The organism is Streptomyces sp. NPDC018833, from assembly GCF_044390825.1.
Classification (GTDB): Bacteria; Actinomycetota; Actinomycetes; order Streptomycetales; family Streptomycetaceae; genus Streptomyces.
The window spans coordinates 148,316-169,010 of the sequence record NZ_JBIRZM010000001.1 but is presented as its reverse complement, the minus strand read 5'-3'; the positions used below and the strand labels follow the sequence as shown (position 1 = coordinate 169,010).

Below are 20,695 nucleotides of genomic sequence, written 5' to 3'. Positions count from 1 at the left end.
CCGGCAAGGCTGGATTTCGCTGCGCGAAATCAGCCCGTCCAGGGTCCCTCCCACGGCCGCCAGGCCGTGGGAGAGCTTGAGGACACCGCGCGAAGCGCGGTACGGGGTCCGGGGCTTGCCCGGTTTCGGGAAAGGCGGGGAGGGGAAACGTCACGCCCTCCGGAAGGAGAGCGTCTCCCCCGCCGCACCGCCGCGCCAGAGGTCCTGGCATGCCTCGGCCATCTCCGCCAGGCCCTCCACCACCGTCCCCCACACGATGCCCGGCACCCAGCCCGTATCGCCGTTCAGCAGCAGGTTGTTGCGTTCGTAGAACAGCGCCAGATCCACCGTCACGGACCGGGACGCGACCGCGGCCCGGTCCTCGTAGCCGTACGACGATGTGCCGAGCTGCACATCACTGAAGGTGAAATAGCACAGATCGCCAGGAATCGGCGTCACTGTCGGATTCTCCAACGGCGGCTCCTGCACGGCGAAAGCCGGGAACAGGGCATAGATCTCATTGCGCGCATACTTCGCGTGGTACACGTCCGCGGACAGCGGCAGCGCGTCCCACACCGCCGCGCAGGTCAGCGGCGCCTTGTCGGTGAGGAGCCGGGCGGTGCACTGCACCCCGCGCCGGTCCAGGGCAACGGTCAGGTATCGGTCGGCCATTTCGTACGCATACCCGGGACGGACCCGGGTAGCCGCGCGCCCATGGCTCGTAGAAGAGAACCAGGATCGATGAGCAGACGCTCCCTGCTGCTCGGCACGGCAGCCGCCGGCGCCTTCACCGCCGTCGGCGCCGCCGGATGCGGCAGGGTACCCTCCGGCGACGCACTGGCCCGGCTGAAGTCCCAGGGCACGGTGCGCCTCGGCATCGCGGGAGAGGTGCCGTACGGCTATGTCGACGACCAGGGCGAGTTCACCGGCGAGGCTCCCGAGCTGGCCCGGGTGATCTTCCGGCGGCTGGGCATCGACCGGGTCCAGCCGGTGGCCACCGACTTCGCCTCCCTCATACCCGGCCTGAACTCCCAGCAGTTCGACGTGGTCTCGGCCGGGATGTACATCAACAAGGAGCGGTGCGCCCAGGTCATCTTCGCCGACCCCGAGTACCAGATGCTCGACTCGTTCATCGTGCGCAAGGGCAATCCCAAGAACCTGCGCAGCTACGAGGACGTGGTGAAGACCAAGGCGAGGCTCGCGACCGGCACGGGCTACGCGGAGTTCGGATACGCGGTCTCCGCCGGCATCCCGGAGAAGGAGATCGTGATCCTCCAGGACCAGGTGGCCGGGCTGAACGCCGTCGAGTCCGGCCGTGTCGACGTCTTCGCCGGCACCGCGCTCACCACCCGCGAGGTGGTGCGCAAGAGCAGGCGGGCGGAGGCGACCGCGCCCTTCGCCGCCGTCGTCGACGGAGAGAAGCAGATAGACGGGGGCGGTTTCGCCTTCCGCCCCACCGACACCGAACTGCGCGACGCCTTCAACGTCGAGATCCACAAGATGAAGAAGAGCGGCGAGCTCTTCCGCATCCTGAAGCCCTTCGGCTTCACGGAGAACGAGATGACCACACTCACTGCCGAGGAGCTGTGCCGATGACAGCCGGACTCTGGCAGAACTGGGTACTCCCCGGCATCTGGATCACCGTGCAGCTGCTGGTCTACAGCGCCGCCCTCGCCGCGGCCGTCGCCTTCGGCATCGGCATGGCCCGCACCCACCGCTCGCGCACCGTCCGCTTCCTGGCGGGCGCCTACACCGAGATCTTCCGTGGCACGTCGGCGCTGGTGCTGATGTTCTGGCTGTTCTTCGTGGTGCCCCCGCTCATGGGCTGGCAGCTGGTGCCCATGTGGGCAGCGGTGCTGGCGCTCGGCCTGTCGTACGGCGCGTACGGCGCCGAAATCGTGCGCGGCGCGCTGAACTCGGTGCCCAAGGCCCAGCGTGAGGCGGGTGTCGCCCTCAGCTTCACGCCCTGGCAGCGGATGCGGAGGATCCTGCTGCCGCAGGCGGTGCCGGAGATGATCCCGCCGTTCTGCAACCTGCTGGTCGAGCTGCTCAAGGGCACCGCGCTGGTGTCGCTGCTCGGTGTGGGCGACGTCTCCTTCGCCGCGTATCTGGTGCGGCTCGCCACCCAGGAGAGCGCACAGATCTACACGATCAGCCTGGTGATCTACTTCCTGCTCGCGCTCGCCGTGACCCGGTCCATGAAGGTGCTCGAGCGCAGGACCAAGCGGAACGTCGGCATCGAGACAGAGCCCGGGCTGTTCGCGGGCATGGGCTCCCGGCGACGCGCCGCGATGGAGATCGCCGGCACCACCGTGACGGGGGGTGCGTCGAAGTGACCTGGGACTGGTCCGCGGTCGCGGACTTCATGCCGCGCTTCTGGGACGGTGTGCTGGTCACCCTTCAGGTGCTGGTGCTCGGTTCGCTGATCTCCTTCACGCTCGGCCTCGTGTGGGCCATCGCCTTCCGCGCGCAGAGCCGTTTCGTGCGGTGGCCGGTGAACGTCGTCACCGAGTTCATCCGCACCACCCCGCTGCTGGTACAGCTGTTCTTCCTGTACTTCGTGCTGCCGGAGTGGGGCATCCAGTTCTCCGCCCTGACCACCGGCACGATCGCGATCGGGCTGCACTACTCGACGTACACCGCACAGGTCTACCGGGCCGGCATCGAGGCCGTACCGCCCGGCCAGTGGGAGGCGGCGACGGCCCTGAGCCTGCCCGCCCACCGCACCTGGTTCGCCGTGATCCTGCCGCAGGCGATCCGCCGGATCACCCCGGCGCTCGGCAACTACGTGATCGCCATGCTCAAGGACACGCCGCTGCTCGCCGCGATCGGCGTGCTGGAGATGCTGCAGCAGTCACGGTTGGAGAGCGCGTCGACGTTCCAGTACACCGAGCCGCTGACCGTGATCGGCCTCGCCTTCATCCTCATCGCCTACCCGGCTTCTCTTCTCGTACGAGCCCTGGAGCGCCGCCTTGTCCGCTGACATCAACGACACCACGACCGAGGACCTGATCCGGTTCGACAACGTCACCAAGAGATTCGGCGACAACACGGTCCTCGACAACCTCTGCTTCTCGGTGCGGCCCGGCAAGCACGTCACCCTGATCGGCCCGTCGGGCTCGGGGAAGACGACGATCCTGCGGCTGCTGATGACGCTGGAGTCGCCCGACGGGGGCTCGATCCGGGTGAACGGCAACCGGCTGTTCCCGGCCGCCGAGAAGGAGCGCCGTGAGGCGCGCAAGAAGATCGGCATGGTCTTCCAGCAGTTCAACCTGTTCCCCAACATGACCGTGCTGCGCAACATCACCGAGGCGCCGGTGCGGGTGCTCGGCCTGTCCAAGGACGAGGCCGACGCCCGGGCCAGGGAGCTGCTGGACCTGGTGGGCCTCGGCGACCGCGCCGACGCGAAGCCGACACAGCTGTCGGGCGGCCAGCAGCAGCGGGTGGCGATCGCCCGCGCGCTGGCGATGCGGCCGCAGGTGCTGCTGCTGGACGAGGTGACCTCGGCCCTCGACCCCGAGCTCGTGGCCGGCGTGCTGGACCTGCTGCGGGACATCGCCCGCACGACGGACATCACGATGGTGTGCGTCACGCACGAGATGAACTTCGCCCGGGACATCTCGGACGATGTCTTGATGTTCGATTCAGGCAAGGTCATCGAGTCGGGTCCGCCGGAGAAAATCTTCTCCGACCCGGAGCACGAACGTACGCGCGAGTTCCTCGGCGCGGTGCTCTGACCACTCACTCCGCCGAGCAGGCGTGTCCTTGGCATATGCCAATGACGGGGCGCCCCAGCGCAGCCCGCTGGGGCGCTTTGTCATTTGCGCCAACAGCCCGCCTTCAGACGGCTCTTGGCCGCTATCGTGGTACGAAAGCTTGCGGTCACAACCTGCTAGGGGGAAACCGTGGCGCTGAAGCCCGAGCCGACCGCGCCGTTCCACTCGGTGCAATACGTCTTGCGCGTACTGGAGACGGTCTCCAAGCACGGTGGCGGTGTCACCGACGCCCAGATCGCACGCGAGACCGGCCTGCCGACCGGCCATCTCGCCCCCATGCTCGCCATGCTCCGCCGCGAGGGATACGTGGAGCAGGTCGCCGACGGCGCCTATGTGATCGGCGACTCCCTGGTCCTGCTCGGCTCGGGCGCCACCCGCAAGGAGGCCCTGGAGGCCAAGCTCCAGGACACCCTGACCGAGCTGCGCGACTCGGTGGGCGCCGCCGTCTACATCAGCCGGTACATCGACGGCGAGGTCAAGATCACCCAGTTCGCCGACGGCCCACGCGCCCCGAAGGTGAACGAGTGGGTGGACTTCCGCTCGGCCGCCCACGCCAGCGCGGTCGGCAAATGCCTGCTGACCCAGCTCGATGCGAACGGCCGCCGCGACCACCTCTCGCGCCACAAGATCGCGCGCCTGACCTCGCGGACGATCACCAGCGAGCGGCTGCTGTTCTCCAAGCTGGACGCCCAGCCGCCGACGGTCCCCGTCCTGGACCTGCAGGAGTACGCGGTGGGCACGGTCTGCGCCGCGGTCCCACTGACGGCGGGCTCGGCCGTGGGCTGCCTGGCCCTGTCCCTGCCGATAGAGCACGCCCACCGGCTGCGCGCGGCGGCGGACACACTGAACCGCAAGGCCGCTCCGGTGGTGCTCTCGCTGGCGATCTAGGGACGTCCGGCGGATCAGGCGCGGACAGGCCGCGGCCGCCTTGGTGCACGGGGCCTCCCCGGACCCGCCAGGGTCCGGGGAGGCATTCCAAGGCGCCGAGATGTGCCCATAGCGGAGCTTTCGGGTATTTCAACAGCACGGCATGGCGCCCTCCCGCGCCCGAAGGGCTGCGGGGGAGGGCCGTCGCCCAGTGACTGGGGGAACGTCGCGGCCTCGGCCACGATCCGCCGGACGCCCCGGGGGCCCTGTCGGCCCTCCGGTTCCGGGTGGTCAGGAGCACCCCCCGGGGCCAGGTACTATTAATGGGTCAGCCGCCGAGCGGCAGACAAAGAGGCGCCGCTAGCTCAGTTGGTTAGAGCAGCTGACTCTTAATCAGCGGGTCCGGGGTTCGAGTCCCTGGCGGCGCACGCGCAGGGAAGACCCTCTCGCCTCGGCGAGGGGGTCTTCTTCGTCATGCTCAGGCCGCGGCCGTGCCGGCCGGGGCGCTCACCCCGAAGACGACCACGGCCCGGTAGTACGTCCAGGCCGTGTAGTTGCACGAGGTGCGCATCCCGCGCGAGTACCGGGCGCACACCCGTTTCATGTCCTCGTGGAACGCCGAGTCCAACCGCGACTTGTTGGCGGCGAACGTGCCGGCCGCCTTGTAGTTGCGGTAGCCGAAGTCGTGCCGGGCGCAGGACATCCTGAACGGGAAGCCGAACGGATTGTCCGGGGACGAGGAGCAGTAGTCCGTGGACCAGTCGAATCCGTAGGCGCTCCAGGCGCTCCGGTTCGCGCGGGCGGCCGCCCAGGCGTGGTGGCTGGTGACGCCGGTCCGTGTCCAGGAGCTGAGGACCCGGGGCTTGTCGGCGGGCACGGCCGACGCGATGCCGGCGGGCACCAGGACGGCGGGGAGCGCGAGAGCGGCGGCTGCGAGAGGAAGGGCAAGTCGGCGACGCATGCAGAACCTCCAGGCTTCGAGCGGGGAGTTGGTGCACGCACGTGGCCTGTCCACGGCGGCTCCAGAATCCCGCTCGACGCGCGTCCCGCACAGCGTCAGCGCGCCGATCGGAGGGTGAACTTTCCCCGACGGGCCCTCGTTCGAGGGCTGTTCGACGGATGCGTACGGACTGGGCCGAGGCCTCGGCGGAGGTGCGCGAGCACTGGGGCGGGCACCCCCCGCGGAGGGCGTCCTCGGCCGAGGCAGGTCGAGCTGGGCGAGGATGTTGCCGAGAGGCGGCCCGCCGGGGCCGCCCACTCCCCAGCGCGCCCGGCCGGGCGAGGGCCTGCGCTACGTCGCGGGCCGCCCATGGCGCACACGGCAGGAGCGGCGGCGCGGCACCGGTCATGTGACGAGGGGTGTACGGGGGTAGGGCGGGCCCTACCCCCGTGAACGACCGCCGGTGTGGCCCCGGCCCGCGACGGACGAGCCGGACGCAACCGCGCCTGGGGGATCCGCGAACGTCAGAACTGGACGTCGGAGCAGGCGTAGAACGCGTTGGCCGTGTCGTGGACGGTCCACACCGCCAGGATCAGATGACGTCCGGACCGCTGCGGCAGGTGGCCGGAGTGCGAGAGCGTCGCGGGCGGCTGCTGGCCGCCGTACGGGACGGTCAGGAAGGGCTGCGACTCCAGCGCGGCCCTGGTCAGCGGCTGGTTGGGGTTCCAACCCGCCTTGGTGATGAAGTACTTGAAGTCGGTGGTGCGGTGCCGGGCGGTGAACTGCCACCGGAAGGTGTAGTTCTGGCCGGAGCCGACCCTGGTCGTGGGCCAGGCGCCGCCCCGTGGGTCGTCGAGCTGGGCGAACTGGGACAGTCCTGCCGAGCAGATCCTGCCGTCGGCGGGACCGGCGGCGGGGAAGCCCTTGGGGCCCTCGACGCTCTGCGGTTCCCACTGGATGGGGCCGCAGTTGCTCACGGTGCCGTTGGCACAGAGCTTCTGGCGGCTGATGGGTGAGTCGGTGTAGCCGTGGCTGCTGGCGCTGCCGGTGGCGAGCAGGGTGGCGCCCGTCACGGCGAGGCCGACCACGGCCGCACCTATCTTCTTTCGCATGCTGGCTCCAGGAAGAACGTGGGGGAGTTCCGTGGGATGTGCTGCACCCGTGCGGTAGTGCCTATTCCGGTCTAGACCAAGCTCCAATGTATTGACGCGAGTTCATCATGTCCAGACCAATCACGAGGAGCGGTTCCCCGTGTCCGCGCCGCCGGCCCGGCCCGTGTAGAACGCAACCGTCAGATCCTTCACCAGCGCCTTGCGCTCGTAGTCGTCCGGCTCGATCAGCCCACGGTCCGTCAGCCGGCTCACCGTGTCGTCCACCGCGTCTACCACCGAGGTGAGGACACTGTCGCGATGGCGCGCGTCGAGGGCCGCGAGCCGCCGCAGCTGCATGGCCTCCGCCACCTCGGGCGCGTAGTCCAGTGCCGTCGGCTGTGCGGTGAAGATCTCGATGCCCGCCGCGGCGCACTCGGCGGCCAGTGTCTTCGTCAGCGTGGCGCCCACCGCCTCGGCGTCGCGCAGCGTGGGGGGCGACTCCCCGACGGGGGTCCCACCGTCGAAGACCGAGGGACCGTCGGCGGGCAGTTGCGAGAACACCCGGGCCGTGGCCGCCTCGACCTGCTCACCCAGGTACGCCTCGTGGTCCTCGACACCGAGCACGGCCCGCGCGGTGTCCCTGACCCGCCACACCACGAGCACGACCACCCGCAGGGCCGTCCCCTCGGCGTCGTGGACGGGCATCGGCTTGCTGCGCCAGTGCCGTAGCCGTACGTCCACCCGGCGGCGCAGCACCAGCGGGCTCATCCACACCAGTCCCGTACGCCGCACGCTGCCGTGGTAGTCGCCGCACAGGGTGAGGACCCAGGCGTGGCCCACGGTTCCGCGGCCCAGTCCGCCGAGTCCGAACAGGGCGAGCAGGACGCCCAGTGCGAGCAGACACCACAGTCCGATGCCGATGCCGTGGTACGGCGGCGGGGTCACCCGGAACAGGGCCGCGACCATGTCCGGAACGGCCCCCGTCCCCCACACCAGGGCACCGATCCCGGCCAGCGAGCAGGCCCCGGCGACGAGCCCGGTCCAGCCGGGGAGCACGGGCGCCGGCCGCTCGATCAGCGCGGGGTCGGCCGGCGCCGACCCCGCGGAGGCGGCGGCCGCCGGCGGCGCGGCGGTCGGCCCGATCCTCGGCTGCTCGCCCGTGCCCTGCCACCGGGAGACGACTGCGGGCCGCAGGGCCGGGGGCGGCGCGAGGGGCCCGTTGTCGTCCCGGAAGAGCAGGTGCACCGGGATCTCGGCCGTCGTCTCGCTCGCGATCACGGCGTTGCGCCGCTGGGTGTCGGAGGGCCCGGTGCCCTCCGGCTCCGACGTCGTGGTGTTCATGCCGCCTCGTCTCTCGCTCGTTGCTCGTGTCGGCTCGTACTCGTGACGCGATGCGGGGGCGGGCCGCCGGCCCGCCCGGTCAGCGGGCGGCGAAGAGCCGCCGCCACGTCTCGGGGCCCGGGTAGCCGTCCGCCGCGCCGCCCCGCCAGCCCTGTGCGCGCTGGAACGCCTGGACGGCCAGCCGGTCCCCCTCGCTCCAGCGGGGCGAGGGGGCCGAGGTGTAGTACCTGCCGTAGCCGCGCTCGACCAACTGCCGGCCGAGCCGGGTGATGTGGTCGCCGGCCCGGCCGGGGCGGAAGTGGTCGCGACCGGGGAAGGCGGGCGGCTGCTCCGTGGACCGAGGCGCCGCTCGGCGGCCGGTCCCCGCGGCCGGGATGTCCTTGCCCTTGCCCTTCACCAGCAGCCGCCAGGTGTCGGGCCCGGGCAGCCCGTCGGCCTCCGTGCTGCGCCAGCCCTGAGCCAGCTGGAAGGCCTTGGTGGCGCGCCGGTCGGCATCGGACCAGCGCGGTCCGGGGCCGTTTGCGTAGAAGCGTTTGCCGCCGCGTGCCACCAGCAGCTCGCCGAGCCGGGTGATGTGCTTGTTGGCGGCTCCGGGCCCGAACAGCGCGATCCCCGGGTAGGGCGTGACGCTGCTCTCGCCGCGCCCGCCTGCCGAGGTGACGACGCCCTTGTAGCGGTAGGCGACGTAGCTCGCGGAGTGGTTCCAGTAGGCCATGGGCGTGGCCTGCTTCCGGGTGTGCGGCTTGGTCTGCTCGTACGCGACGTAGGAGGTGTGCGTGTAGTCGGTCCAGCCGCCGAAGATCGTGACGTGCGAGCCCTTGGTGGGGTCGGCGGGGTTGTGGAAGAGCAGGATGTCGCCGGGCTGGAGGTCCTCGCGGCGGATCCGGTCGCCGAACTCGGCGAGGCTGCCGGTCCACTCGTTGGTCGCCAGGTTCCACGCCATCGACACATAGCCGGAGCAGTCCTGCCGGTAGCCGTCGGTCCAGTACTTCGACATGCTGTACGGCACCTTCGCGCGGACCCACTTCTTCGCGCGCTTGATGATCTGGGACCGGGTCGACGGCCGCAGGGCGGACTGATCCACGTCGGACCCTCCCGAGGGGCCGTGCAGCGGACCGGCGGCACCCTGCTCGGTCGACGGATCGGGGTCCAGGACCGGCGCGGCCCGTTCGGCCCCGGGCACGGGCACGGGGACGGCGGCCGCCGCCGTCCCCGCTCCCCCGCCGCCGAAGACCACGCCGGCGGCGGTGACCAGCACCAGCGCCCGGCGGCAGACATGTGCGGACGGGTGAGCTCGGGCGGCGAGCGCTCGGCGCTGCTGCGCGCATCCGGCGCAGTCGCAGTCACCGGCGGGCTCGTACTCCTCGAAGACCGGCACGTCCATACGCGTCCCCTCCGCAGGACCACTCGGGAAGATCTTCTGACGCTGTTTCACGGGCGCCAGTGTCTCAACTATCGGTACATTGCGCATTTTGACCGATGTACAGCCAAAAGCGATGATCTGGAGACCCGGGCGCGGCGCTGGGCGGACACGGGCCCGGCGCGGAGCAGCCTTCCGGATCCGGTAGAGTTCTCCAGGTCAGCAGGCGCCGCTAGCTCAGTTGGTTAGAGCAGCTGACTCTTAATCAGCGGGTCCGGGGTTCGAGTCCCTGGCGGCGCACAGACACACGCGAGGCCCCCCGTCCGACGGACGAGGGGCCTCGCGCATTCCCGGGCATTCCGCCCTGCCGGGCGTGCGACTCGGGGGCGCGACTCGGGGCCGCAGCCGGCTCCGGGACACCACCGCCGCCAAGAGAGATCCACCTTCAACCGGCGTACTGCTCACCGGAGTTCCACATTCCGGCAATGATCACCATCACGTGCCCAACTCATGAAAGATCTTGGACGCGGTGCGTTGCCGGCTGTCACAATTCGCATGCCAGTTCTAAGGCAGTTCTCACGCAGCAACTGTTCTGGAGGCTGAACCACGTGCACAGATCGACCCACCTGCCCCACGGCAGATCAGGCCGGCGATCGGGCTCGCCCTCGCGACGCGGACGGTTCGCCGTCCCGCTGTCCCTGCTCCTGGTCGCCGAGGCGGGGCTGATCGCCACGACCGTCTCTCCTGCCGGGGCCGCCGCACCCCGGACACAAGCCGCGGCCGCCACAGCCGCGGAGAAGAACGCAACGATCACCGAAGAGGCCGCGGCACGGCTCACCGCGGCGGCCCAGGACCGCCGGATCGAGGTGATCGGCGCCCGCACCGAGAACACCACGCTGTGGGCCAACCCCGACGGCACCATGTCGCTGGAGACCCACTCCGGACCCGTCCGCTTCCGCAAGGCAGGCGCCTGGATCGCGGTGGACACCACACTCGTCAGGAACGCCGACGGCTCGGTCGGCCCGAAGGCCCACCCGCGCGGGCTCCGGCTCGCGGGCGGCGCGGGCGAGAAGGGCGGCACCCTCGTCACCCTCGGCGGCTCGGACCGCTCCGTCGCCCTCGGGTGGCAGGGCGCTCTCCCCCGTCCGGTGCTCAAGGGCAACAAGGCCACCTATGTCGACGCACTGCCCGGCACCGACCTCGTGATCGAGGCCACGAGGACCGGGTTCGAGCAGTTCCTGGTCGTCAAGACCCGAGCGGCGGCCCAGCGCGCCGCGGACGTCAGCATGCCGCTCCGGGCCGAGGGCCTGAAGGCCGTGAAGGGCGCCGACACGACGCTCACCTTCACGGACACGGCCACGAACCGGACCGTGGGCAAGCTGCCGACGCCCGCGATGTGGGACGCCTCGCGCGACCCGCGCGGCCTGGCCGCGACCAACCGGGCGCCGGTCGGCCTCGATGTCACCGCCGACAAGGGCGGGTACACGCTCGACGTCTCCGCCGACCGCGGCTTCCTGGCCGACAAGGACACGAAGTACCCGGTCACCATCGACCCCGCGATCTACTTCGGCACGAACTTCGACACGACCGTCGTCAACGGCGGAACGGCCGACCTGTCAGGCGACGCCGGGCTGCGCGTCGGCCGTGAATGGCAGAAGAACGAGGCGCGCTCGTTCATCCAGTTCCCGCGCGACGCCGCGGTCACCGGCCAGGACGTCCTCAACGCGGAACTGAACCTCTTCGCCACCTGGTCCGACTCCTGCGAGGCCCGCGCCTGGGAGGTCTGGGACACCGGGACGGTCTCCACGGCGACCCGCTGGAGCAGCCAGCCCGCCTGGCGCACCAGGGCGGCGACCTCGACTGCGACCCATGGCAACACCGACTGCGGGCCGCGCTGGGTCTCGCAGGACATCACCTCGATCGTCAAGCAGTGGGCCCAGGTGGACAGGGCGGTGGACACCGTCGGTCTGCGCGCCACGGACGAGGCCGACTACAAGGCGTTCAAGATCTTCGCCTCGGCCGACGACTCCGCCCACGCACCGTCGATCCTGGTCACGTACGAGACCCCGGCCGACCCGGTCAAGGACCACGTCGTGTACTGGAACGACGTCCTCCAGCAGACCTTCCGGGAAGTCGGCGGCGCCCCGGGTCCGCTGGCCCGGGCCGGCGCCATGATGCACGGCGCGATCTACGACGCGGCCAACTCCGCCAAGTGCGCCGAGGGTACGGTCAAGTGCCTCGGCGCCCCGTACCTGATCAAGGCGACCGCGAGCAACGGCGCCGTACCCGACGTCAACAGCGCCATCGACCACGCGGCCTTCGACGTGCTGCGCAACGTCTTCCCCGGGGCGAACTTCGACGACGAGATCGCCACGGCCCGCTCCACCATCCCCGCCGCGGTGACGGCGGAGCAGCGCGCGGCCGGCACGTCTGTCGGACAGCAAGCCGCCGCCGCCATGATCAGCGCCCGGCAGGGCGACGGGGCGGCGTCGACCACCTCCTACACCGGCAGCCAGACACCCGGCTACTGGCGTCCGACGGACGGCAAGCCCGGGGCCACGCCCGACTGGGGCCTGGTGAAGCCGTTCGCCCTGACCTCGGGTACGCAGTTCCGGCCCGCCGGGCCTGCCGGGCACACCGTCATGGACAACCTGGTGAAGAGCTCGGCGTACGCCACGCAGGTCAATGAGGTGAAGGATCTCGGCAAGAGCGACTCCACGCTCCGCACCGCCGACCAGCGCGAGGCGGCGCTGTTCTGGGCCAACGACCTCGACGGCACCTACAAGCCGCCGGGCCAGCTCTTCGAACTGACCCAGATCCTCTCGCGGGACCAGCGCCTGACCGTAGTGGGCAACGCCAAGCTGTTCGCGCTCGCCGCCTTCGCGATGTCCGATGCCGGTGTCACCGCCTGGGACGCCAAGTACCGGACCGACATCGACCTGTGGAGGCCCGAGTCCGCGATCAGGGTCGACGGGGACGGCAACGCGGCGACGACGGGCGACCCCAACTGGCAGCCCCTCTCGCAGGACCGCACCGGCACCCACTTCTCCCCCAACTTCCCGGCCTACGTCTCCGGTCACGCCACGTTCGGCGGCGCCTGGGCGAAGGCCATGGAGAAGTGGTTCGGCACGGACAGCATGACCTTCACCGCGACGACGGAGGACCCGCACGCCCTCGGTGTGACGCGTACCTTCAGCAGCTTCTCCGCAGCCGCCGAGGAGAACGCGGTCGGCCGTGTCTGGCTCGGTGTCCACTACCAGTGGGACGGCACGGACGGCGTCAGCGCCGGCCGGCAGGTCGGCGAGCACGTCGCGGCGACGAAGCTCAAGCCCAACGCGGCCGCGGACTGGGTGAAGTTCGAGGAGCTGCACAACCTCGGCGGCTGTGACGCGGCCGGCAAGCGGCTCGTGGCCGAGCACCGCTGGAACGCGTACCAGTGTGTGGCGGTCTCTCCCGCCACCAGCCCCGACCACGTGCTCTACGTCAAGTAGCCGAGGAGGAGACGGAAGCGATGCGTCTGTTCAACACAGGGTCCGGTCTGCGGCCCACCCGGCTCGTCACAGCGGTCGTGGCGGCGCTGGCCGCCGCCGCGGTCGCGGCGCCCCTGTCCATGGCCGACCCGAACCCGGAGCCGCGGACCACCGCCGCGGCCGCCGCGGCCGGTACGCCCGACACCCTGCTGGGCACTCCTGACAACCCGCGCATATCCGACGGCCCGTACGCGGGCTTCCAGTTCTGTGGCGCGCCGCAGCCGCCGCTGGTCGCCTCTGGCTCCGCGACGCTCGCCGCGACCCTGGAGTCGGTGTCCCCGCCGGGGACCGTCGAGAAGCCCGGCCAGTCGGCCCCCGGCCGGAAGGTCGTCTTCGAGGTCGAGGAGGCGGACGGAAAGCAGGTGCTGCGCAAGCAGACCGTCAGCGAGACCAGCCAGAACGCCGCCCTCCAGCTGCCCGAGAACCAGCTCGCCGACGGTGCCTACCGCTGGCGGGTACGGGTCCAGGACGGTGCCGCGGTCTCCGAGTGGACGGCATGGTGCGACTTCACCGTCCGCACCGCGTGACCGCGTGACCGCGTGACCGCAATGAACGCGTGACCGCGCTGAACGCATGAACGCATGAACGCACTGAACGCATGAACGCAGGCTCCCGGCGTGTGCCGCCGGGGGCCTGTCGCGTTCAGGGGGTGGCCGGCCCCGATCCGTCAGGCGCCTCCTGATGCATGCCCGTCAGATACGCGGAGACGACGACGCTCGCCGTGTAGCTTCCGCTCGCTCTGTCGAAGGCGCCGCCACTGGTGATCAGGCGCAGCTCGGCACGGCCCTCCTCGCCGGGGCCGTAGACCTCCCGCGCGTCGAACCGCTCGCGGCCGACGACACGCACGTCGTCCACGGTGAACTCGGCAACCCTGCCGTCAGCCCCGGTCACCGTGATCCGCCGGCCGGGCCTCGCGGTGCTCAGGTCGTAGAAGACGGCGGGCCGCGTCTCGGTGCCGACGTGGCCGACGAGCAGCGCCGCACCCGGCTCGCCGGGCCGGGAGCCCCCGCCGTACCAGCCGACGGTGTCCGGCGTCTCCAGGGGCGGCGGAGCGACGGCGCCACGCTCGTCGAGCCCGCGCACGACGGGAGCGGCGAGGCCCACGGCGGCCATCTCGACACGGCGCGGTTCAGAGGCGTCGAACGGGGCGTGCGCGGCGGGCATCGGGACGCCGGGCGGACGGCCGACCGCCGCCATGTCGCCGGTGGTGAGCGCCGGCCTGCCGACCGCTCCGCCGGGAGCGCCGCCGCCCCACAGCCACAGGACGATGACGAGGAACGCCCACAGCACGCCGACGACCCCAAGGCCGGCGCCGGGGACGGACGTGAGCGGGCGTGTGCGCTGCCGGGTGCGCTGTCGTACGCGTATGCCGGACATCTCAGTCGGAGCCGGCCCGGCGGCGGCGTGCGCTGCGGACGGCGACCGTGACGGCCGCGGCTCCGGCGAGCACCAGACCGACGACGGTCTGGGTGGTGCTGGGACCGGCGTCCTCGGGGTCGACGGCGGCGACGGGGGCGGCGATCACCACCGTTCCGCCGCCGCCCGCACGGACGGGCGCCACGGGGGACTCGGGCGCCGAGGCGATGGGCCGGAGCTGATGCGTCAGCTCGCGCACCACCTCGAGGTGGCCGGAGCGGGAGTGTTCCCGGCCGTCGCACCGGACGCGTACGTCGTACGTGCCGGGCAGGACGTCGGACCGCAGGCTCGCCTCACCGGTCAGACCGCGTGAACCGCGCCGCGCCGTCAGCTGGGCGTCGGCCACGAAGGCGTCGGATCTCGCGGTGGCGATCGAGGCCATGCAGCCGGTGGCACTGATCCCGACATCGTCGCCGGGTGCGGCAGTGGAGGGGGCGAGCACCGCTTTGGCGGAGTCGTCCGCGGCAGCAGCCGTGGCGGGAGCCAGGATCAGTACGGCGGCCACTCCTGCGGAACGGAGAGCAATCGAACCTGCACGCATCGTGAACCTCCTGATACGCCAGAGTCACGCGCGCAGGCCGATTCCGCATCCGCAGAGGTGTCCGCCAAGGCCTCGAAGGGGTCGCTGAGCTGCCTGGAGCCTTTCGTCGGGGATCAGGCCGGATCAGTGAGTGCCCCCATAGGGGGAAGGTCGTAACGAGAGGACCCTAAAAACGAGAGGACCCTAAATGCGTTCCACGAGATCGGCGATCGAGTCGACGACCGTGGACGGCCGGAACGGATAGCGGTCGACGTCGCGCGGCGTGGTGAGACCGGTGAGCACCAGGAAGGTCTCCATACCGGCCTCCAGGCCCGCGAGCACGTCCGTGTCCATACGGTCGCCGATCATGGCGCTGGTCTCGGAATGGGCGCCGATCGCGTTCAGCCCGGTGCGCATCATCAGCGGGTTGGGCTTGCCCGCGAAGTACGGGTCCTTTCCGGTCGCCTTGGTGATCAGCGCGGCGACGGAGCCGGTCGCGGGCAGCGGGCCCTCGGCGGAAGGGCCGGTCTCGTCCGGGTTGGTGCAGATGAACCGAGCGCCCGCGTTGATCAGCCGGATCGCCTTGGTCAGCGCCTCGAAGCTGTAGGTGCGCGTCTCGCCGAGCACGACGTAGTCCGGGGCGTGGTCGGTGAGCACATAGCCGATGTCGTGCAGCGCCGTCGTCAGGCCGGCCTCGCCGATCACGTACGCAGTGCCGCCCGGCCGCTGGTCGTCGAGGAACTGCGCGGTCGCCAGCGCCGAGGTCCAGATGTTCTCCACCGGCACGTCGAGCCCCATACGGGCGAGACGGGCGTGCAGGTCGCGTGCCGTGTAGATGGAATTGTTGGTGAGCACCAGGAACGGCCTCCCGGTCTCCCGCAGTTTCTTGATGAAGGCGTCCGCGCCGGGGATCGGTACGCCCTCGTGGATGAGCACACCGTCCATGTCGGTGAGCCAGGATTCGATCGGCTTGCGCTCTGCCATGTGGCGGACTCCTGCCGTGCATACGTGCGTGCTGGGGCGCCGCGACAGCACTGTGGCGACGCCCCAAGACTAATCAGGAAGCCTGGATCTCGACCCCGTCGATGCTCACGTACCAGTCGCCTAGGACCCCGGCAGGGAGGCCGGTCTCGCCGGTCCCTTGCGGGAGCGAGGACCGGAGTGTGGTCAGGACCTCGTGGTGCACGGCGCGATCGCGCCCACGCGCGGGGTGCCGGGCCTGGTCGTTCGGGCAGTCCACCGGAGGGCGTCGGCGGACGTGGGTGGACGGTCAGCGTCGGCGGGCTCCGATACGGCGGAACATCAGCACCAGCAGCCCGGTCGCGACCGCGGTCACGGCCCCCGCGGCAGCGAGGCGGGCCACGGTCCCGGTGCCGGTGGTGGCGAGTTCGTCGAGGGAACGGGCGAGGGCCGAGTCCTCGGGCGCCTCGGTGACGTCGAAGCGGTAGTCGCCGGACGCGCCGACCCAGTCGCCGTCGTTGCCCTTGCGCTGGACGACGGCGGCGTTGACGGTGACGGTGTTGGGCGCGGTCCCGGCGGCGAGCGCGAGCCGGACCTTGACGGTGAGGGTCTTGCCCGCCGGTACGACGAAGCCGCGGAAGCCGTCGTCGAAGGCGCCGACGATCTCGTCCTCGCTGGTCCGCTCCAAGGAGACGGGCCGCCAGCGTCCGGCGTCCTCGTCGCGGAACTCGACGGTCACCTTGTCGGCGGCGAGCCCGGGGCGGCCGGTGAGGACGACCACGGGGTGGATGCGGTGGCACAACTCCTCGGTGGTATTGGTGAGATCGAGACCGACGCTCTGGAAGCCGGCACCGGGGTGGACGGTGCGCGGCCCGCCGTGCATCCGGGTACGGATGGGAAAGTCGGGATCGGCGGCGTTGCCACAGGTCGGCTGCTGATCGGCCGGCACCACCTCCCCAACCGGCTCCTCGGGCCGATCGTCCACGCGGGGAGTGCTGCGCGCGAACGGATCGCCGGAGACACCGAGCAACTGGCGTGCAACGCCGGGACCGCCGTGCGTGGACCGGTCGACCACGCCGGCGCCGGGACCGCCACGCGCTCCGGCGGTGGACGGGTTCCCGACCGGGACCCCTTGCACGACCGACCCCACGAGGCCCGCACCGGGGATGCTGCGCGCGGACGCGGCGGAGGAACCATGGGCCGCGGCGAGGGAAGGGGGGCCGCCCAGGGCCCACGGCGCCATGGACCGCACGGCGTTCCCGCCGGCGACGCCGCCCGCGGACGCGGCGGACGAACCAGGCGCGGCGAGCGGCGGCGCGGCGAAAGCCGCCGGGGCAACAAACGGCGGTGCCGTGAAACCCGGCGCGGCAAACGGCGGCCCGGCGAAAACCGCCGGCGCGGCAAGCGGCGGTGCCGTGAAACCCGGCGCGGCAGGCGCAGCCGGAGCCACGGCCGCCGCGGCACGCGGCCGCACGGCAGCGACCGGTGGGGCGAAACCCGGCGCGGCGAGCGGCGGCGCGAGAGGGGCGGGGGCGGCAGGGCCGGCCGGCGCGGCCACGGCCGCCGCGAGGGGAGCCGGCGCGGCGAGCGCCGGCGGGATCACGGCGGGGGCGCTCGTCAGGGCCGCCGTCGTGGCTGTCAGGGCAAGGGCATTGCGCAGTCGCATGAGTGGCCTTTGCTGGCTCGCGTACCGCCGGAGGGACGCCCGGGCCGTGGCCGCGGGATCCTGTCATCGTTTCCCACGACGCCCGATGGCGTACGGTCGCGTACCGCCGAACAGCGGCGCACCACCCCTCCCGTCAGCGCGTTCTCATTCACCCCGGTCGGCGGCGAAGGCCGCCCGCGCACGGCCGAACACCGGAGCCAGCACCAACTGCGCCGCCCCCTCGGCGACCGCGTGCGTCCCGCCCCCGGCCGTGGCCACCGGCACCCGGCTGCGCACCGCGAGGACCGCGGCCACTCCGCGTACGAAGTCCTCCTCCACCGCGGCCACGACCCGCCCCCCGAGCAGGACGCGGTCGATGTCGAGCAGCTCGACCAGGTTGGCGGCGCCGACGCCGAGCACCCGGGCCGCGCCCGCGATGTCGCCGCGGGCGACGGCGGCCAGGCACAGCGCCTCGATGCAGCCGCGGTTCCCGCAGTCGCACACGGGCCCGTCGAGCTGGACGACCTGGTGCCCGAACTCCCCCGCCCCCGTGCGCGCGCCGCGGTAGAGCTCGCCGCCGAGGACGAGTCCGGCGCCGAGTCCCGTACCGAGGTGGAGGTAGGCGAAGGAGTCGCCGGGTCCGCGCAGCGCCAGGCCCAGTGCGGCGGCGTTGGTGTCCTTGTCGAGGACCACGGGAAGCCTCAGCCGCGTGGCGAGCGCGTCGCGCAGCGGGTAGCCGTCCCATTCGGGGAATCCGGTGACGCGATGCGGCACACCGGTGCTGTGGTCGAGCGGCCCGGGCATGGCCACGCCTACGCCCAGGACCCGGGGACCCCCGCCGCCCCCCGCCGCGGCCACGAGCTTCCACACCTCCGCCGCCGCCCCCGCGAGCACCGCGTCCGCGCCGGCCCCGAGGTCCAGCGGGGCGGTACGGGTCGCGATGCGCGTGCCCGACAGGTCCAGCAGGACCGCTGTCAGCTCGTCGCGATCCAGGTGCAGGCCCACCGCGTGGCCCGCCGACGGCAGCAGCCGCAGCACGGTGCGCGGCTTGCCGCCCGTGGAGGCTCGCCGGCCGGCCTCCGCCGCGAGGCCCTCCTCGCGCAGCCGCCCGACGATTTTGCTCACGGCCTGCGGTGTCAGGCCCGTGCGCTCGGCGAGCTCGATACGGCTGATGCCGGCTTTCCCCGCCGTACGCAGCAGGTCGAGGACCAGCGCCGCGTTGTGGCTGCGCAGGGCGGGGAGGTTCGCACCGGGCGCAGGACCGACCCCGGTCCCGGCACCGCCCACCGCCCCGCTACCGACCCCGGTCCCGGCACCGCCCACCGCCCCGCTACCGACCCCGGTCCCGGCACCGCCCACCGCTCCGCTGCCGGCCGCGAGGCCGCCCCCGACTCCGGTCCCGCCCATACCAGCGCCGCCCTCGTTCATGCCCGCCTCACCCTCGTCACCCTCCCATTCTCCCCAGCGGTTGCACTTTGGCAACAGCGTTGCTTAAGTGGAACCATGACTGGTTCCGGCTCCCCCCTCCGCGTCGGACTCGTCGGCTACGGCCTGGCGGGCTCCGTCTTCCACGCCCCGCTGATCGCCACGACCGAGGGCCTCGTCATCGACACGGTCGTCACCTCGAACGAGGAGCGCCGGGCCCAGGCGGGGGCCGACCTCGGCGACGGCGTGCGCTTCGCAGCGGCCCCGGAGGAGCTGTGGCAGCGGGCGGACGAGCTCGACCTGATCGTCGTCGCCTCGCCGAACAGGACGCACGTGCCGATCGCCACCGCAGCCCTCGAAGCCGGTCTCGCCGTGGTCGTGGACAAGCCGGTCGCCGGCACCGCCGCCGAGGCGCGCGCCCTCGCGGCCCTCGCCGACGATCGCGGCCTGGTGCTCTCCGTCTTCCAGAACCGCCGTTGGGACAACGACTTCCTCACCCTCCGCCGGCTCGTCACGGACGGCGAGCTGGGAGAGGTGCAGCGGTTCGAGTCCCGCTTCGAGCGCTGGCGCCCCCAGCTCAAGGGCGGCTGGCGTGAATCGGGCGACCCGGCGGAGTTCGGCGGCCTGCTGTACGACCTCGGCAGCCACGTCGTCGACCAGGCACTGACCCTCTTCGGCCCTGCCGTGCGGGTGTACGCGGAATCCGACGTACGCCGCCCCGGCGCCGCGGCCGACGACGACACGTTCATCGCCGTCACACACGCGAGCGGTGTCCGCTCGCACCTGTACATGAGCGCGACCACCGCCCAGCTCGGCCCCCGTTTCCGGGTTCTCGGCTCGAGGGCCGGGTACGTGAAGTACGGGCTGGACCCGCAGGAGGCGGACCTGCGCGACGGCCGGCGCCCGGCGGCGGGCGAGCCGTGGGGCGTGGAGCCCGAGGGGCTGTGGGGCCGTATCGGCTCCGGAGAATCCCCGGTCACCGGCGGGGGCACCCCGGTCGAGACCGTGCCGGGCGACTACCCCGCGTACTACGCGGCGGTGGCCGCGGCCGTCCGCGACAAGAGCACCCCGCCGGTGACCGCGCTGGAGGCGGCCGCCGCCCTGGACATCCTGGAAGCCGCCCGCCGCTCCGCACGCGACGGCGTCACCGTGGAGATCACCGCATGAGCGAGCGCACCACCCCCAAGCACCTCACCGTCGACGAGATCCTCGAGCAGGAGCGGCGGCTGACCCTGCACCACTTCTCGCACGACGACGCATGGAAGCTGGGCAGCCTGCTCGTCGAGATGGCGCATCTGCGCGACGCGCCTGTCGCGATCGACATCCGCCGCGGTGCCCAGCAGTTGTTCCACTGCGGCCTGCCGGGCTCCAGCGCCGACAACGACGCGTGGATCGACCGCAAGCGACGGGTCGTCGAGCGGTACGGCGAGAGCTCGTACCTCGTCGGAGCCCGGCACCGCGCCAAGGGCACGACGTTCGAGGAGTCCTCGCGGCTGGACCCGGACGTCTACGCGGCCCACGGCGGCTCCTTCCCGATCATCATCGAGGGAGTCGGTGTGGTCGGCACCGTGACGGTCTCGGGCCTGCCGCAGGCCGAGGACCACGCGATGGTGGTCGAGGCGCTGGAGCGGTTCGCCGCGCACGCGGACGGTTCGAGCGGTACGGCCGGGCCGCCTTCCTGACCCGCCGTATCCCCGGAGCCGCAGGCCGGTAGAAGCGCTTCCGCGCCCGCCCCGGCAGGGCGAGCCCCGAGGAAACCCACCACCAACAGCAACCACCAACGCCCCCGGCCAGAACCGCCACCGCCCCGGTAACCCGCCAAACCCCGAGGAAACCCACCACCAA

Annotated in this window: 19 protein-coding genes and 2 tRNA genes; 11 read left to right on the top strand and 10 right to left on the bottom strand. The window is 71.7% G+C overall.

Going from position 1 to position 20,695, the window contains the following annotated elements:
* Window positions 1-150: 150 nt before the first annotated feature.
* Complete coding sequence (locus tag ACH5AF_RS00750; protein WP_398899116.1) at window positions 151-651, bottom strand: DUF3830 family protein; 501 nt, start codon at window positions 649-651, stop codon at window positions 151-153.
* 69 nt (window positions 652-720) lie between these two features.
* On the opposite strand from ACH5AF_RS00750, the gene ehuB reads away from it, so the two are divergent.
* From ehuB to ACH5AF_RS00720, 6 genes are all read left to right on the top strand, one after another.
* The gene (ehuB, locus tag ACH5AF_RS00745) at window positions 721-1,575 is read left to right on the top strand and encodes an ectoine/hydroxyectoine ABC transporter substrate-binding protein EhuB (RefSeq protein WP_398899115.1); all 855 of its coding nucleotides are present in this window, start codon (window positions 721-723) and stop codon (window positions 1,573-1,575) included.
* On the top strand, window positions 1,572-2,315 hold the full coding sequence (ehuC, locus tag ACH5AF_RS00740; protein ID WP_398899114.1) for an ectoine/hydroxyectoine ABC transporter permease subunit EhuC: 744 nt from the start codon (window positions 1,572-1,574) through the stop codon (window positions 2,313-2,315). Before ehuB ends, ehuC begins: the two co-directional genes overlap by 4 nt.
* Entirely contained in the window at window positions 2,312-2,962 is a 651-nt protein-coding gene (gene ehuD, locus ACH5AF_RS00735; RefSeq protein WP_398899113.1) for an ectoine/hydroxyectoine ABC transporter permease subunit EhuD, read from the top strand. Before ehuC ends, ehuD begins: the two co-directional genes overlap by 4 nt.
* Window positions 2,952-3,716: an amino acid ABC transporter ATP-binding protein gene (locus tag ACH5AF_RS00730; RefSeq protein WP_398899112.1), complete on the top strand. Its 765-nt coding sequence runs from the start codon at window positions 2,952-2,954 to the stop codon at window positions 3,714-3,716. Before ehuD ends, ACH5AF_RS00730 begins: the two co-directional genes overlap by 11 nt.
* Before the next feature lie 168 nt (window positions 3,717-3,884).
* Window positions 3,885-4,643 carry an IclR family transcriptional regulator gene (locus ACH5AF_RS00725; RefSeq protein ID WP_398899111.1) on the top strand — a complete coding sequence of 253 codons (759 nt, stop codon included), beginning with the start codon at window positions 3,885-3,887 and terminating at the stop codon, window positions 4,641-4,643.
* A 333-nt stretch (window positions 4,644-4,976) separates the two neighbouring features.
* Window positions 4,977-5,050, top strand: a tRNA-Lys gene (locus tag ACH5AF_RS00720).
* A 50-nt stretch (window positions 5,051-5,100) separates the two neighbouring features.
* Here the strand turns inward: ACH5AF_RS00720 and ACH5AF_RS00715 are convergent.
* The 4 genes from ACH5AF_RS00715 to ACH5AF_RS00700 form a co-directional block, all read right to left on the bottom strand.
* Complete coding sequence (locus ACH5AF_RS00715) at window positions 5,101-5,583, bottom strand: phospholipase (protein WP_398899110.1); 483 nt, start codon at window positions 5,581-5,583, stop codon at window positions 5,101-5,103.
* Window positions 5,584-6,086: 503 nt separating this feature from the next.
* Window positions 6,087-6,674 carry a lytic polysaccharide monooxygenase gene (locus ACH5AF_RS00710; protein WP_398899109.1) on the bottom strand — a complete coding sequence of 196 codons (588 nt, stop codon included), beginning with the start codon at window positions 6,672-6,674 and terminating at the stop codon, window positions 6,087-6,089.
* Window positions 6,675-6,794: 120 nt separating this feature from the next.
* The gene (locus ACH5AF_RS00705; protein ID WP_398899108.1) at window positions 6,795-7,994 is read right to left on the bottom strand and encodes an SPFH domain-containing protein; all 1,200 of its coding nucleotides are present in this window, start codon (window positions 7,992-7,994) and stop codon (window positions 6,795-6,797) included.
* A gap of 79 nt (window positions 7,995-8,073) precedes the next feature.
* Window positions 8,074-9,378 carry a peptidoglycan-binding protein gene (locus ACH5AF_RS00700; RefSeq protein ID WP_398899755.1) on the bottom strand — a complete coding sequence of 435 codons (1,305 nt, stop codon included), beginning with the start codon at window positions 9,376-9,378 and terminating at the stop codon, window positions 8,074-8,076.
* Between the two features lie 202 nt (window positions 9,379-9,580).
* Between ACH5AF_RS00700 and ACH5AF_RS00695 the strand changes: the two genes are divergently transcribed.
* The 3 genes from ACH5AF_RS00695 (at window position 9,581) to ACH5AF_RS00685 (ending at window position 13,411) form a co-directional block, all read left to right on the top strand.
* Window positions 9,581-9,654, top strand: a tRNA-Lys gene (locus tag ACH5AF_RS00695).
* A 308-nt stretch (window positions 9,655-9,962) separates the two neighbouring features.
* Window positions 9,963-12,845 (top strand): DNRLRE domain-containing protein, encoded by a 2,883-nt coding sequence (locus ACH5AF_RS00690; protein ID WP_398899107.1) that lies wholly within the window; start codon window positions 9,963-9,965, stop codon window positions 12,843-12,845.
* 20 nt (window positions 12,846-12,865) lie between these two features.
* Window positions 12,866-13,411 (top strand): hypothetical protein, encoded by a 546-nt coding sequence (locus tag ACH5AF_RS00685; protein WP_398899106.1) that lies wholly within the window; start codon window positions 12,866-12,868, stop codon window positions 13,409-13,411.
* 115 nt (window positions 13,412-13,526) lie between these two features.
* Here ACH5AF_RS00685 and ACH5AF_RS00680 read toward each other — a convergent pair whose 3' ends face one another.
* The 5 genes from ACH5AF_RS00680 to ACH5AF_RS00660 all read right to left on the bottom strand — a co-directional run bounded on the left by ACH5AF_RS00680 (window position 13,527) and on the right by ACH5AF_RS00660 (window position 18,832).
* Window positions 13,527-14,261, bottom strand: coding sequence for a class F sortase (locus tag ACH5AF_RS00680; protein WP_398899105.1), 735 nt, complete (start codon window positions 14,259-14,261; stop codon window positions 13,527-13,529).
* A 1-nt stretch (window position 14,262) separates the two neighbouring features.
* Window positions 14,263-14,841 (bottom strand): hypothetical protein, encoded by a 579-nt coding sequence (locus tag ACH5AF_RS00675; protein ID WP_398899104.1) that lies wholly within the window; start codon window positions 14,839-14,841, stop codon window positions 14,263-14,265.
* Between the two features lie 183 nt (window positions 14,842-15,024).
* Complete coding sequence (locus ACH5AF_RS00670; protein WP_398899103.1) at window positions 15,025-15,804, bottom strand: HAD-IIA family hydrolase; 780 nt, start codon at window positions 15,802-15,804, stop codon at window positions 15,025-15,027.
* Between the two features lie 286 nt (window positions 15,805-16,090).
* Window positions 16,091-17,446 carry a hypothetical protein gene (locus tag ACH5AF_RS00665; protein ID WP_398899102.1) on the bottom strand — a complete coding sequence of 452 codons (1,356 nt, stop codon included), beginning with the start codon at window positions 17,444-17,446 and terminating at the stop codon, window positions 16,091-16,093.
* 144 nt (window positions 17,447-17,590) lie between these two features.
* A complete protein-coding gene (locus ACH5AF_RS00660; RefSeq protein ID WP_398899754.1) occupies window positions 17,591-18,832 on the bottom strand; it encodes an ROK family protein in 1,242 nt (413 codons plus the stop codon).
* Between the two features lie 96 nt (window positions 18,833-18,928).
* Between ACH5AF_RS00660 and ACH5AF_RS00655 the strand changes: the two genes are divergently transcribed.
* The gene (locus ACH5AF_RS00655; RefSeq protein ID WP_398899101.1) at window positions 18,929-20,017 is read left to right on the top strand and encodes a Gfo/Idh/MocA family oxidoreductase; all 1,089 of its coding nucleotides are present in this window, start codon (window positions 18,929-18,931) and stop codon (window positions 20,015-20,017) included.
* Window positions 20,014-20,532, top strand: a complete 519-nt coding sequence (locus tag ACH5AF_RS00650; RefSeq protein ID WP_398899100.1) for a heme-degrading domain-containing protein — start codon at window positions 20,014-20,016, stop codon at window positions 20,530-20,532. Before ACH5AF_RS00655 ends, ACH5AF_RS00650 begins: the two co-directional genes overlap by 4 nt.
* Window positions 20,533-20,695 lie beyond the last annotated feature (163 nt).

Excerpts from the sequence above, each read along its gene's own strand:
- ehuC (WP_398899114.1), top strand. The coding sequence starts at position 1,572 with ATGACAGCCGGACTCTGGCAGAACTGGGTACTCCCCGGCATCTGGATC.
- ACH5AF_RS00750 (WP_398899116.1), bottom strand. The coding sequence starts at position 651 with ATGGCCGACCGATACCTGACCGTTGCCCTGGACCGGCGCGGGGTGCAG.
- ACH5AF_RS00715 (WP_398899110.1), bottom strand. The coding sequence starts at position 5,583 with ATGCGTCGCCGACTTGCCCTTCCTCTCGCAGCCGCCGCTCTCGCGCTC.
- ACH5AF_RS00680 (WP_398899105.1), bottom strand. The coding sequence starts at position 14,261 with ATGTCCGGCATACGCGTACGACAGCGCACCCGGCAGCGCACACGCCCG.
- ACH5AF_RS00650 (WP_398899100.1), top strand. The coding sequence starts at position 20,014 with ATGAGCGAGCGCACCACCCCCAAGCACCTCACCGTCGACGAGATCCTC.
- ehuB (WP_398899115.1), top strand. The coding sequence starts at position 721 with ATGAGCAGACGCTCCCTGCTGCTCGGCACGGCAGCCGCCGGCGCCTTC.
- ACH5AF_RS00700 (WP_398899755.1), bottom strand. The coding sequence starts at position 9,378 with ATGGACGTGCCGGTCTTCGAGGAGTACGAGCCCGCCGGTGACTGCGAC.
- ACH5AF_RS00685 (WP_398899106.1), top strand. The coding sequence starts at position 12,866 with ATGCGTCTGTTCAACACAGGGTCCGGTCTGCGGCCCACCCGGCTCGTC.
- ACH5AF_RS00670 (WP_398899103.1), bottom strand. The coding sequence starts at position 15,804 with ATGGCAGAGCGCAAGCCGATCGAATCCTGGCTCACCGACATGGACGGT.
- ACH5AF_RS00710 (WP_398899109.1), bottom strand. The coding sequence starts at position 6,674 with ATGCGAAAGAAGATAGGTGCGGCCGTGGTCGGCCTCGCCGTGACGGGC.
- ACH5AF_RS00665 (WP_398899102.1), bottom strand. The coding sequence starts at position 17,446 with ATGCGACTGCGCAATGCCCTTGCCCTGACAGCCACGACGGCGGCCCTG.
- ACH5AF_RS00675 (WP_398899104.1), bottom strand. The coding sequence starts at position 14,841 with ATGCGTGCAGGTTCGATTGCTCTCCGTTCCGCAGGAGTGGCCGCCGTA.
- ACH5AF_RS00655 (WP_398899101.1), top strand. The coding sequence starts at position 18,929 with ATGACTGGTTCCGGCTCCCCCCTCCGCGTCGGACTCGTCGGCTACGGC.
- ACH5AF_RS00660 (WP_398899754.1), bottom strand. The coding sequence starts at position 18,832 with ATGGGCGGGACCGGAGTCGGGGGCGGCCTCGCGGCCGGCAGCGGAGCG.
- ACH5AF_RS00705 (WP_398899108.1), bottom strand. The coding sequence starts at position 7,994 with ATGAACACCACGACGTCGGAGCCGGAGGGCACCGGGCCCTCCGACACC.